The following is a 13665-nucleotide window of genomic DNA, read 5'->3' as shown; positions in this document are numbered from 1 at the left end:
AATACCCGGATCGAAATAACACGACAGCAGCAGCCTCTCGATCACATGATTTCCTTCTTCCAGCCTGACGCGAGTACCTGTTTGTTCTATAAAGTCCTGCATGGCATCACTCCTCTGACTTGGTTTCGATTGAAAGGCCTTCGACATATTTGCGGCCCATCATTTTTCGCCTTTTCCGGTTTTCCTTTGTTTCAAAAACGATGTCCAGATCGTAATTTTCAGGGTATAAATCCTTGCTTTCGATGTGCAGGACAAGCCGTTTTTTATTGATCTTGTATTTCTGGTTCTGGATCAGGACGCCTACAATGCCCTTCGCATCCTCTTTTTCATAGACGATTCCGGTCCTTCCCAGGTAAGAAACATAGACGGCATCTCCGCGCTCAAAAGGCTTTTCAGGCAGAGGCGCTGCTTCGACTTCGGCTGCCGGTTCCGTTGACTCAACCGTTGGAATCGCTAGTGGCTCAGCATGCTTTTCAGGGGCTAAAATCACGGGTGACTCTTGTTCTAGCTCTGCCTGGTCATGGCTTGCAGCTGCATCGGATTCTAACTGGTCTGGTGCTGAATCGATAACGTGAGCAGGCTCTGCTCCTCTCGCGGTAAGCTCTCTGGATCGTTCGATGATTTCGTTAGGCAAGCCGATTTTTAGGGCAATGGAAAAAGCGTAGCTCTGCCCCGCCTCTCCGATCCGCAATCGATACAGCGGTTGAAGCGTCTGCGTATCGAACTCCATTCGCGCATTTTCAAAGCCCTTCGTTGCCGCAGCAAAGTTTTTGATTTCATTGAAATGCGTCGTTGCTACTACCGTCGCACCTCTCTTGTTCAGCTCTTCCAGTATCGCAATAGACAGGCCGACTCCCTCACCCGGGTCGGTACCGGAGGCCATCTCATCGATCAGGACAAGCGTCGAAGCGTCTGTGATTTTCAAGATCTCAATGACGTTGTGAATATGAGCGGAAAAAGTGCTCAAGGCGTGCTCGATGCTTTGACCATCCCCTATATCTACCGCGATGTGATTGAACGTAGAGAACAGGCTTCCTTCCTGCACCGGTACCAACAGACCAGACTGAACCATGACGGTTAATAGTCCTACGGTTTTAAGCGTAAGTGTTTTCCCGCCTGTATTCGGCCCTGTGATGATGAGCGATTTGTATCGATACCCGATCTCAAAATTCAGGGGAACCATCTGTTTGCCCAGCAATGGATGTCTCGCTTCCTTCACACGGATGAAACCCTGTTCGTTCAATTCCACGTTTGCGCCTCCGATGGCAAGCGCATATTTCGCTTTGGCAAAAAGAAAATCATAGACACCTACCGTCTCCACGTTCACTTGCAAATCAGCGGTAAACTCCTCTACCAAGGCAGATAAGACCATCAGGACCTTGGTGACTTCCCTCTCTTCCTCACCCTTCAGTCCATTCAGCTCAAACTGCAAATGGCTCACTTCCGTCGGTTCCATGTAGACGGTTTGCCCGCTGGCCGACTCGTCCAGGACCATCCCGGCTACTTGGCGGCGATATTCTTTTTTGATCGGGATCACATACCGCCCATTTCGCGTGCTGATCACGTTCTCTTGCATGATCGAACGATATTTGCTCATCAGGGAGTCGAGCTTGCTTTTCAGACGTTCTTCGAAGACTACAATGCGTTTTCGCACTTTCAATAAATCCTTGCTAGCGGTATCGATGACTTGCCCATGCCGGATGCTCTGCTCGATCTCGGATTTCAATTTGTTCATCAAGGACATCGAGGAAGCATATGCGCTGACATGAGGGGCTGCATCGGATTTCGCTGCCATGTATTTCACGAGCTGTGCGCAGCTGGTCAAAAATTGATACAGATGAGTAAAATCCTTCTCGCTAAACACATACCCCTTGCCCAACAGGTTGAGGATATTCTCCATTCCTTCCAGGGAAGGGATGGGCACACTTGCTCCGTATTGGAGTAATTCCTTGGCTTCAGCCGTCTCGTCGAGCTTTTTGCGCAGAAGCTTCATCGAGGTCATGGGACTCATCGCCTCCACCTGCTTCTTGCCCATGTACGAGATGGCGTATCCCATCAATGTCTCTTTGATTTTGTCGTATTCCAATCGTTGCAAAGCTTTTTGATTCATGCTTGATCGCTCCTTTAGAGAAAAATTAGAAAACTTGGCTACGCCAAGCTTTTGGCGGAGCCTTAGTTGCACTTATACTATCTTCCGCTAATCTTTTTAGCGCTTTAGCGCACTTAAACTTTCCGATAGTATAAAAAAGGGCAGAGAATGAACGAGTGTCATTCTCTGCCCTTTTGAAAAATAGATGTGACCGCAACTGGTCATGCAAAAACAGCAATAACCGTTCCTGCACCCTAAAAAGTGTGCGCGACAAAAAGAAAACCGCGCTGAACTCAGCACGGATTTTGGGCGCAATGATAGGGTTTCACCTAAGGCATTGTATGATATCCGTTGTTCTTAACTAATTCCAAGGCCTTCAATAAGCCACAAAAAAATAAACCTTGCTTTGGACAGCAAAATTTCAGTGGATTACCAAAACCTCTGTATGGAATTTGATTAGTTAAGAACGATCACCGACATCAAAATCTCTCCTTTAGATGAGGATACCCACACTATAGCGTAACCATCGCTCTCCAGTCAAGAATAAGGATAGGAATTTTGTGTAAAGATATCCACAACATTCAATATCCATAAGCAGGGTGTTCGTATGAAGAAGAGAACGTATTCGCACAGGAACAAAGGCCGATTGCCCGATTCACAGACCGAGTCGATTAACGACGAAGCTTCAAGCCTGTCCTTATGGTCGTCTGGTTGACCAGTCTTTTTATCAAAATCAGTCTGTACTTGTATGTAGCGGTCATCGCGCTTACCCATACCTTTGAGTTACATGACCATAAGCCGTTTACTTTTTCCATGACAGCCATGATGATCGGTCTTTCTTTATTCATGGTCAAAACGAAGACAGAGCTCGCTCACCTCTTGCTGCATGGTGAAATTGTCTTTCTGTTCATCACTGAATTGATCCCTGCAACCTATTTGTTGGTCGATTGGGTACGAGTCAGAAAGACACCCGGTCAGTCATCAACAGAAACAGACAATGTCCAGCATTGAGTGGGTTGTTTTTCCAGATGTCGACAACCCCTTTTTTTCTGCCTATAATAGAGAGGTATGAGATGAGAAAAAACAGCTCTCGTGTTGTGTAGGAGATGATTCCGATTCAGTACGCGCTATCATTTATTGTTTCTTTTTGCATCGTGATGCTCCTGATTCCTCCCTTGCGTAGATTGGCCTTCAGGCTGGATTTTGTGGACAAGCCTAGGAAAGATGTCGAACGAAAAATTCATCGGGAGCCGATTCCGCTTACAGCCAGCTATGCGATCTTCATCGGCTTTGCCGTTTCCTTTCTGTTTTTTTCCAAAGAGTCAGCCAGCCAGACCATCGCGGTCTTGTGCGGTTCTCTGCTGCTCTTGACCATCGGAACGATCGATGACTGGTACAAAACACAGGGCAAGGATTTCCCTGCACTGCCCAAGCTGATTATCCAGGTATCCGCAGCCGTGATTGTCTATTTGTCGGGCATTACCTTTTCCGGCTTTTACAATCCACTCAGCGGCGAGTACATCCTGCTCCCGGTCTGGCTGCAATTTATCCTGACGATTCTCTGGATTTTCGGTGTGACGACGGTCATCAATTTCTCTGACGGGATGGATGGACTGGCTGGCGGATTGACGGCGATCTCGGCAGGTACGCTGTTTGTAGTCGCCTTGACCAAAGGACAGAGCACGTCAGCCGTGATGGCGATCAGTCTGGTCGGGGTATCTCTGGCTTATCTGCGTTACAACAAACCGCCAGCCAAGATTTTCATGGGTGATGCGGGCGCTACGTTCCTCGGCTTTATACTGGCCGTGATTGCGCTGGATGGGGCCTTCAAGCAAGCGACTGTCCTCTCCCTGTTCATTCCGATCCTGGCTCTGGGCGTCCCGATTTTTGACAATCTGTTCGTTGTAACCAAACGCCTGATACAAGGAAAACCGATTTATCAAGCTGACGCCACCCAGGTTCATTACCGGCTGTTGAAATCGGGCTTGAATCCAAAGCAGGTCGTCGCCTTTCTATGTCTGATCAGTGTCTGCTTTAGCCTGACCTCGATCATTCTGCTCCTGTTAGGGGTATAAAAAAATGCCGTCTGGGTCCATCGCCCGGCGGCATTTTCCTTTATTTCTGTTCGATTAGTGCCGGATCGGCTGCTGCCTGTTCCAGCTTCTTTCTGCGCTGCATGCAAGAAATGCATCTTCTGCTTTTGCGACCAAACGCTGTATAATACTTTGATTTTTTGCAGGAGCGGCAGGTGACATACAGAGAGCTGGACATCGTATAGTTTTCTTCTGGCGTATTTTTGACCAGATGAACGATGTTGTTGTACTTGATCAACAGATGTGCCGTATGTATAGCGTCTACCAATGCCGAATGGAGCCTGCCTTCCTGGACGATTCCGGCTGCATCAATCGCATCTTTAAGTCCCATCTGCTTGCGCTCGGCGAGCAGCATGCTGATCGGAGGCTGGATGTCGTTGTAGTTTTGCAGCCAGTCAAAGGGGAGCCCGAACCTGGCACAATGCTCGATCATCAGTCGCTTATCGTCTTTGCCCCACGTGCACAAATAGTACTCTGAGTCCGTGCCGATCCACTCCAGAAAATCTGCAAAGGCTGTTTGAAAAGGGATAAAATCTGGCAAATTCTCCTTATCCAATCCAATAAAATGGCAGGTTCGCTCAGAAATTCTTCGTTCAATAGCCGGAAAGGTATACCGCTGGAAGGTGTCTACCTCCACTCCGTTTTTTCCAGGCACTACCTTGGCCGCTCCGATTTCGATGATTTCCGGTATCTTGTTTTTTTGATAGGTAAGTGTAGTCTCCAGATCAAATACGATGATTTGCATGCGTAATCACATCCTGAGCGTAATACTTCTATTATGACGGTTACAGGGGTAGAAAATCAAAATAAATGGCTCACCTTTCAACTCCAAGATAAACAACCTCGCTATGGAAATCAAATGCAGCCGCCCCTCTGAATGAGGAAAGCGGCTGATTTCTTATTACTAGCGATCTACTTATGCATTCTCTACCTTGGTCAATTGGCGCAGCGAATAGCTCATCCGCTCGACTTTTCCCTCGTCCGAACGGCTGAAGTCAATCCAGACAGCAGAGCGGCCGCGCTTGAACACAAAGCTGTCCTTTTGTACCGGGATGAGCGGATACATGCCGTCGTCCGCTTTCAAATACAGCTCCTGCTCTTTGCTCACGATCTCTACCTTCATCCATTCCTGTGACTTGAACAAGCCCACATAATCGGTGTGCAGCTCCACTGACAATTCACAGCTTTCGATCGGATAGACCAGCGCGTCTGCCGGTTTATGGGAGATCGTGTTGAGAATGCCTAATACGAGGTCGCGAACAGGTACGCCATCCACATTGGTCAGCACTACTCCGCTAAGTCCTGTATCCGGTTGCGTAAACACATGAGAGCTGATTCCTTTCAGCGAACCTCCATGCTCGATCAATGGTCCATCAGGAAAAGCAGGAGAGATCATCAAACCGTAGCCGTAGGAGCGATACCCGTCGCATCTGGCGTGCGGGGTCGTCATTTGCTGGATGCTCTCCCTCGACAGCACGCCGCTTACGGGTGCCTCTCCGCTTGTACGAAACAGCTCCAGATACCTCATCAGATCACGAACCGTAGACTTGAGGAATCCACAAGCTCGCATCGCGGGGGCATCGTGCCAGATCGGAGCAGCGATCACTTGCTCTTCTCCATCGATTTTTTTCCGCGTGTAGAGGGTCGTGACATCCTCTTGATTAGGCAAGTCTTCCACCGCGAATACCGTTCTCGTCATCCCAAGCGGCTGCAGAATATGTTCGGTCATGTACTGCTCGTAGGTCTGTCCGCTCACTCGCTCGATGATCGCGCCAAGCAGCCCATACCCATCGTTGTTGTAGCTAAACGCCGTCCCCGGAGCACCCAAACCGGTACCCTCCCACTTCGCTATCGCGTCCAGCACCTCTTCATAGGTATCCAGGTAGGGAACGGTCTTCAGCTCCTCTTCCGCCTCAGTCCCGATAATGGCAGGGTCATGCTCCATGCTGCGCTTCATCGCCCCATCTAAATAAGGCAAAGGCGGCATGCCCGGTGTGTGCGCCATAAAATGCTCGATCGTGATGGCTTGGGTATAAGCGTCGTTCAAAAAATGAAACTCTGGCAAATAGCGAACCACCGGATCGGTGACGGACAGCTTCCCCGCCTCCTGAAGCTGCATGATTGCTACACACGTAAAGGATTTGGTCACGGAAGCGATCCCAAATACCGTATCCATCGAAAGCGGCAATTGCTGCTCCCGATCCCGTTCACCGAATGTCTGCTGATACATCCACTCTCCGTCACGCGCAACCGCAATTACCGCACCGGGAACCTTTGATTCCTCCAGCAGTTTTTTCGCATATTCCTCAAAAGCTTCAGCCCATGCTTGCATCATCATACCCCTCCCATCGCCTGATCGTATACGGCTCTCGCCACCTGTGCGATTGTGCGTTCTGCCGCTTGTTTTTCGGCTACATTCCTGGACAAGACCGTGATCGCGATCGACCCCCTGCCATCTGGCAGATAGATGATGCCCGCATCGTTCACGACGCCATTCACCGTACCGGTCTTGTGCGCGACCTTTGTTCCTTCTGGCAGAAGAAGGGGGAGTCGGCTGTTGTACTGCTGACGGCGCAAAATATCAAGAATCAGATCGCATGATGCTTCACTTAGGATCTCTTTCTTTGCTACCATCGTCAGCAGTCGATTCAGGTCAGCGGGTGACGCAACATTGTTCGCTGTCGTAGGCTCTCCCACATCGAACATCAATTCATAGTCTCCCGTCTCTTCCCTACGCTCAAATTCAGCGAATCCTGCAGGTGAGGGAGACGGTTCCTCCATCCCTACACAGCGATTTAACAGCTGCCAGGTAGTCTGAGGCAGATAGATGTTCCTGAGTCCCAATTCCCGCATGTGAGCCTCTATATTTTCCAACCCGACGAGGTTGATCAGCATGTCAGTGGCATAGTTGTCGCTGACAATGGTCATCAGCATCGCCAAGTCCTTTACAGTCAAGGCAGCACCGGAATCCAGCTCCTGCAATACACCTGAACCAGGTACCCGCTCTTCATATCGCAAGGTAACGCGTTGATCCAGCCTGAATTTCCCTGCGTCGACATCCCGCATCAATGTCACAATAATCGGAATCTTAAAGACACTAGCCATCTGGAATAGCTGATCTGCCTGATGCCCCGCTGTCTCACCAGACTCCAGATGGGTGACCGCTACGCCAAATTCCCCTTGCGCCTCCTGCAATACCTCATCAATCACCTGTTGCCACTTCATGACTTTTTGCCTCCATTCGTTTATCTCGGTGTTTTCTACATCGTTACTCCTTCTTTTCGACATGGAGGAAGATTTATCCTTGATGTTCAATAGAAGAAAAGAATCTCGGTCAAGCTTGGGTGGTTGTTCCACATAAAGACCCACAAGCAGTTCGAATGCCTGTGGGTCACCTTCATTTTAGCTCTATTACTCCGACTGCTCGGCAGCCGTCTTCGCCAGCTCCTGCTCACGCAGCGTTCTGCGCAGGATTTTACCAACCGCTGTTTTCGGCAGGGAATCCCGGAATTCGATGAGACGGGGAACTTTGTAGGCGGCCATGTTTTCGCGGCAAAATGCGTTCAGCTCTTCTGCTGTCAGGCTGGCGTTTGCCTTGAGAACCACGACGGCTTTCACACTCTCACCCAAATAGGCATCCGGTACACCGATGACCACAGCTTCCATTACAGCCGGGTGCTGATACAGAACTTCTTCCACTTCACGCGGGTAGATGTTGTAGCCTCCAGCGATAATCATGTCTTTTTTGCGATCGACGATATAGTAGTAATCCTCTTCGTCCCTGTATGCGATATCCCCTGTGTACAGCCAGCCGTCGCGAATGACGTTCTCGGTTTCTTCCGGCATGTTCCAGTACCCGCTCATGACTTGCGGTCCGCGAATGATCAGCTCGCCAACCTCACCAGGCGCAAGCTCGCTTTTTCCGTCCTGCAAATCTACGATCTTGGACTCGGTGTGCAAAATGGCTTTCCCTACGGATCCTGGCTTTTGCTTGTCGATCGGATTGAAGTGCGTCACCGGAGAGGCTTCAGACAAGCCATAGCCTTCCATGATCGTGCTTCCCGTCTTTGCCGTGAATTCCTTGATAATCTCTACGGGCAGCGGCGCAGATCCGCTCAGGCAAAAGCGAATCGAGGACAGTCCATATTCAGCGGCGTTGGGATGGGCATTCACGGCCACGTACATCGTCGGCACTCCTGGGAAAAGCGTTGGCTTGGCATCTCGTATGGTCTCCAGAACCTCGTCCCGATCAAAGCGAGGGAGCATAATCAGCTGCGAACCGTCTATGATTCCCATATTCATACACACGGTCATGCCATATACGTGAAAGAGGGGAATAACCGTCAGGATGCGATCCTGATCGTCCTCGGCCTCTCCATCCTTGGAAGCCTTCAGGATTTGTGAGATCTGGAAAGCGTTGCAGACGAGATTGCCGTGAGTGAGCATCGCACCCTTGGATCGACCAGTCGTCCCTCCTGTGTATTGCAGCACTGCGATGTCATCTGTGCTCAAGGGAACGCGGGGCAAGGATTCTCCTGATGCGAACAAGGCTTCGAAAAGAATGTTGTTTCCACTATATGTTACACCGCTTGGCGGCAGCTCTACGACGATTTTCTTCAGGCTGGCTGCTTGTGCCACCTTATCGATCACAGGAAGCAGCGGCGCGAACACCACGATGGCTTTCGCTCCGGAGTCTCCCAGGAAATGCTCGAGTTCAGCAGGGACTGCCATCGGATTGATCTGGACCACAATCGCTCCTACTTGCAAAATCCCGTAATACGCGATTGGAAAGTGCGGGCAGTTGGGCAGCATGATCCCTACTCGATCCCCTTTTTCAATTCCCAGATCACGCAATCCTGCTGCAAAGCGACGCACACGTTCTGTCAGCGTCTGATAATCCATCTGCATTCCCTTGAAATAAACAGCACTTCTCTCTGGGTAGCGCTCGCAGGTGGATTCCAGTACTTCTGGCAAGGTTACCTGCGTCATGTCTAGCTGTGACATCAACAACACTCCCTTTCACGTGATAGGCTGATTCTGTATATATAATTCAATCATAATAGGCTTAATTCCTCTTGCTGAAGCGCTTACATGTAAAAAAAGGAACATCCCCGTGATCTCTCCTGCCTCGAACAGGGAACCTCTTCACGGAAATGCTCCTTTTTGCCCACCTTTGCTTCTTCTATGTAACAGCAGATGATGTTCAACTGATCACCGGTTCGTACATGGACAAGGATACCGCTTCACACGATCTGCGGCAAAAGACGATCGGCACCTGCTTTTGCTTCGCCAGCTTTTTAATATTTTTACTAAGATTGTGGTTGACGAAATTGATAAAGACGACGATCAGCTCCGTGTCCGCTGGAATCATGGCCTTTACCTCTGATTTTTTTCTGCCGGACACGTGGTACACATTGCGAAATCCTTTCTCTTGCAGCATGTTCTCAATTGCCCCCACTTTATCTCCACCAATAACAAGGACACCTGCCATTTTCTTTTCCTCCCCTCCGATTTTTCGTGAAACTGATTGCGTTGTCATCTTAATCTACATTAATCCGAGTTGTTTAGTGTGTATTATAGCATGAACGTTTTTGGTTAGCCAACCTTTTCTAACCGCATGGAAGCCTGCCTTTGTTAATTCGCAACAAGAACGGCCTGGTTGTCGAGATCACCGACGGAACGGCAGAATACAACGACCAAAACTACCGTTTATCCCTGTTCTACGATCTAGCCAAGACGTCTGTCATCCGTATGGCCAAATCATTGTCCCATGAACTTTCCCCGCATGCTTGCACGGCCGTAGCCGTGACTCCGGGTTGGATGCGTTCGGAAATCATGCTCGATCACTTTGGTGTTACCGAAGCTAACTGGCGTGACGCCACCGAAAAAGAGCCGCATTTTGTCATCTCGGAAACGCCGCGTTTTGTAGGGCGTGCCGTTGCCGCTTTAGCCGCTGATCCGGAGGTCGCGCGCTGGAATGGTCAATCTTTTTCAAGCGGTCAGCTGGCACAAGCGTACGGCTTTTGCGATCTGGACGGCTCAAGGCCTGATGCGTTCCGGTATATCGCTGAAGTGCAGAATGCCGGGAAACCAGCGAATGCTGCTGGGTACCGTTGACGCGAACGAACATAAAGCGCATGCAAAAAACCGCTGTCAGCTCGCAACAGCGGTTTTTGCTTCTGGCTTTCTTTCTACTTCGCGTATCCGGACAACGATTTCGCTGTCTCACAGATTACCGGAACGATTTGCGATTCCAGGATGTCAGGGTTCAACACACTGGTTGGCGCTGCGACGTTGATCGCTGCGATAATCTGTCCATCACGATCAAATATCGGAACCGCTACGGAGCAAATGCCGATCTCGAATTCTTCCTTGCTGATGGCATAGCCTTTGCGGCGAATATCTTCCAATTCCTGCTTCAAATCAAGCAGCATGGTTTTGGTTTGACTAGTAAAAGAGGGAAGATTCACTGTATCATTCCAGGATTGCAACTTTTCCTTCGATAAAAAGGCTAGCAGGACTTTCCCCATCGAGGTGGCATGTGCAGGCAAGCGTGAGCCAATCATGACATTCAAGGTCGAAAAGCTCGTGCTGGTAGCCGCACGTGCGACGTAGACCACCTCATGGCCGTCCAGGATGCCCATATGAGCAGACGCTCCCGTCTGATCGCGAAGCTTTTCCAGATATGGTCTGGCCAAATCGGGCAGCTGCAAGGTATTGAGGTAGGCAAAGCCCAGATCCATGACTTTTGGTGTAAGCTGATAACGCTTGGTGATCTCGTCCTGATACAGGTAACCCAGATGCTGCAGTGTATAGAGGAATCGGAAGGGAACCGTACGACTCACTCCCATCCGGGAAGCAATCTCCACCAAACTCAAAGTAGGCGTCGAGGCATCAAACATTTTTAATATTTCCAATCCTCTAATAAGAGAATTCGAAAGGTAGCGGTCTTTTTCCGTTTTCGACATAGGCGCTTGTTACTCCTTTCACTAAGGAACGTGCAATAGGTGGTTTGCTTCCTATTGTAGTCTTTCTTGCGGGTACGTAACAAGTGCGAACTGGAAAACTCTCAGAAGTCAACAGCTTCGCCCTTAAAATGCGACGAAGCTGTTCTCTAACGAAGCTCCTAACTTTGGTACGAATCCCCATCTGAAAAGCTCTAGGTTCGTTCAACCCTTCCGATGGTGTTAGCCAATCGAAATGTATTCCGTTTTCTTTTTCAGCGAAGAGAGCACACTCAGCGCAGCCAGATAGCTGGTTTTTGGATTGGATGGCATCGGATCGTTCTCCAGTTGAATTGTCATCCGCCCAAAAGCTCCCACTGCCTCAATGCAGTGAGTATTCTTGGTCGCTTGTGGATCAGCCACGATTTTGACCGTTGTCTTGTCGCTGCCAAGTCCGGCAAGAGATAAAACAATCGCAACGTTGATGTTTTTGGGGAACTTGCTGATCGCTTCTGTTGCCGTTCCCTCGAAGACGACTTCCTCGATCTCGACTTCTCGTCCAATCAGGGATAGCGGCGGCTTGCGTGTAGTCAGGGACACGGATTCCAGCTGACCTGAGCTCATCGCGGAGTGAATAACATCAAGCCCCCCGATCGCACCGGATGGCAGCATGATGCGCGTTCCGGACTGACGACAGCTATCGTTCAGTCGTTGATACAGCTCCTGATCCACCAGTGCTCCCACGCTGATGATGACCAGGTCCTTGCGTTTTGCGATGACTTTCTCCGCATACTCTTGTACAGCTTGAACAGTAGCGGCTTCTACGACCAAGTCAATGCCCGAATCCATAAAGGCATTCAGATCCTGATAGCCATTGACGCCGTAGCGATTCTCCCATTCCTCGGCAACCTCAGGACGGCGTACCAAAACCGACTCAACGGTACAATGAGGCAGTACTCGATCAACATTGATACTTTGCAAAAGGAAGGTCGCGATGCTTCCTCCTCCAATAATCCCAATTTTCATCTAAGCTTCCCCTTTCTTGGCCGCCGCTTCGCGCTCCTCCACGAACGACCGCACCAAGGCATTAAATTGCTCTGGCTGCTCCATGTAGCACAGATGTCCCGCTCTCGGGATCAGCTTCAGTGTCGATCCGGTGATTCCCTGATGCACGATCTCAGATTCCGGCACAGGTGTCACACCGTCATCTTCCCCACAGATCAACAGTGTTGGTACTTGGATGGAAGCCAGCAGCGGCGTTTGGTCCGCATGGAACAGTGAATAAGCCACAGAGCGGTAGCCAGCCAGGCGCACCTGGGACATGATTCGTTTGCCTTCAGCAATCAGCTCTGGTGCTGCATACGGAGAAAACATCGCAGGCGTGCGCAGCTCTGCCAATTCTTCTGGCGGCAGATTTTCGATGTTGTTCAGACGACCCTTCAGCTTCTTCTCGTTTGTCTCTGGATTAGTCGCACCTCCGCGCGTGCTTGCAGCCAAAATGAGACCTTTCAAATAGTGCGGATACTTGGCAGCAAACTCCATCGCCGTTGTACTTCCCATCGAATGACCCAGCAGATAGACCTTGTCCAAACCTAGGGAATCCAGAAATCCTTTTAATAGATCTGCCAGCTCCCCAAATGTACGGAATTCCGGATCAGGGTCCGAGCTTTGGCCGTAGCCAGGCGTATCCCAGCCGATGACCTGAACGGAATCCTGGAGTCCTGCGTACTGTCTGGACCAGGACTGGGAATTGTTTCCGAGGCCGTGCAAAAGAATGAGGGGAACGCCTTCACCGGCTGTCTGATAATGAATCGAAAGCGAACCTACTTGTGTAAATGGCATATCGATCACCTCAATTGATTAATGGAATAGGAAGCAGGAAAGGAAAAGACCGGGCGAATGCCGGTCTTCTCAACATGATAGGCAATTGCCTGTCATTATTTTTTTTCTGCTTCAGCTGCAGCTGCTGCTGCTTTTGCTTTTGCACGCTCAACGCGGAGGTTTTCGAGAGCGCTGCCTGGCTCGTATGTTGGGATTTGTGGTTTTGGAGCACCCAGCATAACAGCCATGATTGCTTCTTCATCGCTATCGTTGCGAACACCGCGGTAGTAGCCTGGAGGAGTCCAGATGCAATCGCGCTCGCTCAATTTGAGCTCATGAATGGTGTCGCCGATTTGTACGCGAGCCGTTACGCTACCTTTGATTACGAAGAATACTTCTTCTACGTCTTCATGCAAGTGCATAGGGCCTTCGCAGCCTGCTGGCAGGTACATGTTGCTCAAAGTGAAGTTTCCTGCTTGAATCACGTTGCTATCAACTGCAGCTACTGCGCCAGTACCAACATAACGGCATTGTGCACGGCGGTAGTGCGGGCTGATTTGCTCTTGGAAAGAAAGTGCGTTGTAGTCAAGTTTTCTTGTTTCCAGGCGGGCTACATATTTTTGCTCAAATTCTTCAATGGAGATGTTTTGTTCACTCATGGATAAAGCCTCCTCAATCGAATTTGTGTTTTAAATGAAAAACATTGTTTTGTATTTAA

At 49.8% G+C, this 13665-nt stretch carries 12 protein-coding genes and 1 pseudogene; 3 read left to right on the top strand and 10 right to left on the bottom strand.

Going from position 1 to position 13665, the window contains the following annotated elements:
* Positions 1-106: 106 nt before the first annotated feature.
* Complete coding sequence (locus EDM52_RS18250) at positions 107-2110, bottom strand: endonuclease MutS2 (protein ID WP_122910386.1); 2004 nt, start codon at positions 2108-2110, stop codon at positions 107-109.
* A 678-nt stretch (positions 2111-2788) separates the two neighbouring features.
* Here EDM52_RS18250 and EDM52_RS18245 point away from each other — a divergent pair.
* On the top strand, positions 2789-3100 hold the full coding sequence (locus tag EDM52_RS18245; RefSeq protein ID WP_122910385.1) for a hypothetical protein: 312 nt from the start codon (positions 2789-2791) through the stop codon (positions 3098-3100).
* Between the two features lie 95 nt (positions 3101-3195).
* A complete protein-coding gene (locus EDM52_RS18240; protein ID WP_122910384.1) occupies positions 3196-4164 on the top strand; it encodes an MraY family glycosyltransferase in 969 nt (322 codons plus the stop codon).
* A gap of 40 nt (positions 4165-4204) precedes the next feature.
* On the opposite strand, the gene EDM52_RS18235 is transcribed toward EDM52_RS18240, so the two are convergent.
* From EDM52_RS18235 to EDM52_RS18215, 5 genes are all read right to left on the bottom strand, one after another.
* Positions 4205-4927, bottom strand: a complete 723-nt coding sequence (locus tag EDM52_RS18235) for a 3'-5' exonuclease (protein ID WP_122910383.1) — start codon at positions 4925-4927, stop codon at positions 4205-4207.
* A gap of 171 nt (positions 4928-5098) precedes the next feature.
* On the bottom strand, positions 5099-6517 hold the full coding sequence (locus EDM52_RS18230) for a serine hydrolase domain-containing protein (RefSeq protein WP_245997099.1): 1419 nt from the start codon (positions 6515-6517) through the stop codon (positions 5099-5101).
* Entirely contained in the window at positions 6517-7407 is an 891-nt protein-coding gene (locus tag EDM52_RS18225; protein WP_122910381.1) for a serine hydrolase, read from the bottom strand. Before EDM52_RS18225 ends, EDM52_RS18230 begins: the two co-directional genes overlap by 1 nt.
* A 186-nt stretch (positions 7408-7593) precedes the next feature.
* The gene (locus EDM52_RS18220; protein WP_122910380.1) at positions 7594-9186 is read right to left on the bottom strand and encodes a long-chain-fatty-acid--CoA ligase; all 1593 of its coding nucleotides are present in this window, start codon (positions 9184-9186) and stop codon (positions 7594-7596) included.
* 199 nt (positions 9187-9385) lie between these two features.
* Positions 9386-9673: a DUF2325 domain-containing protein gene (locus EDM52_RS18215; RefSeq protein ID WP_122910379.1), complete on the bottom strand. Its 288-nt coding sequence runs from the start codon at positions 9671-9673 to the stop codon at positions 9386-9388.
* Between the two features lie 125 nt (positions 9674-9798).
* On the opposite strand from EDM52_RS18215, the pseudogene EDM52_RS18210 reads away from it, so the two are divergent.
* A pseudogene (locus EDM52_RS18210) lies at positions 9799-10299 on the top strand (SDR family oxidoreductase); the annotation flags it as partial.
* A gap of 74 nt (positions 10300-10373) precedes the next feature.
* Here the strand turns inward: EDM52_RS18210 and EDM52_RS18205 are convergent.
* The 4 genes from EDM52_RS18205 to EDM52_RS18190 all read right to left on the bottom strand — a co-directional run bounded on the left by EDM52_RS18205 (position 10374) and on the right by EDM52_RS18190 (position 13606).
* Positions 10374-11150, bottom strand: coding sequence for an IclR family transcriptional regulator (locus EDM52_RS18205; protein ID WP_122910378.1), 777 nt, complete (start codon positions 11148-11150; stop codon positions 10374-10376).
* A gap of 219 nt (positions 11151-11369) precedes the next feature.
* Entirely contained in the window at positions 11370-12152 is a 783-nt protein-coding gene (nadX, locus tag EDM52_RS18200) for an aspartate dehydrogenase (protein ID WP_122910377.1), read from the bottom strand.
* Positions 12153-12968, bottom strand: coding sequence for an alpha/beta fold hydrolase (locus EDM52_RS18195; protein ID WP_122910376.1), 816 nt, complete (start codon positions 12966-12968; stop codon positions 12153-12155).
* Between the two features lie 95 nt (positions 12969-13063).
* Positions 13064-13606, bottom strand: coding sequence for a cupin domain-containing protein (locus EDM52_RS18190; protein ID WP_122910375.1), 543 nt, complete (start codon positions 13604-13606; stop codon positions 13064-13066).
* Positions 13607-13665 lie beyond the last annotated feature (59 nt).

Origin of the sequence: Brevibacillus invocatus (genome assembly GCF_003710915.1) — a bacterium.
In the GTDB taxonomy this organism is placed as follows: Bacteria; Bacillota; Bacilli; order Brevibacillales; family Brevibacillaceae; genus Brevibacillus; species Brevibacillus invocatus.
This window is presented reverse-complemented; position numbering and strand designations above follow the sequence as displayed.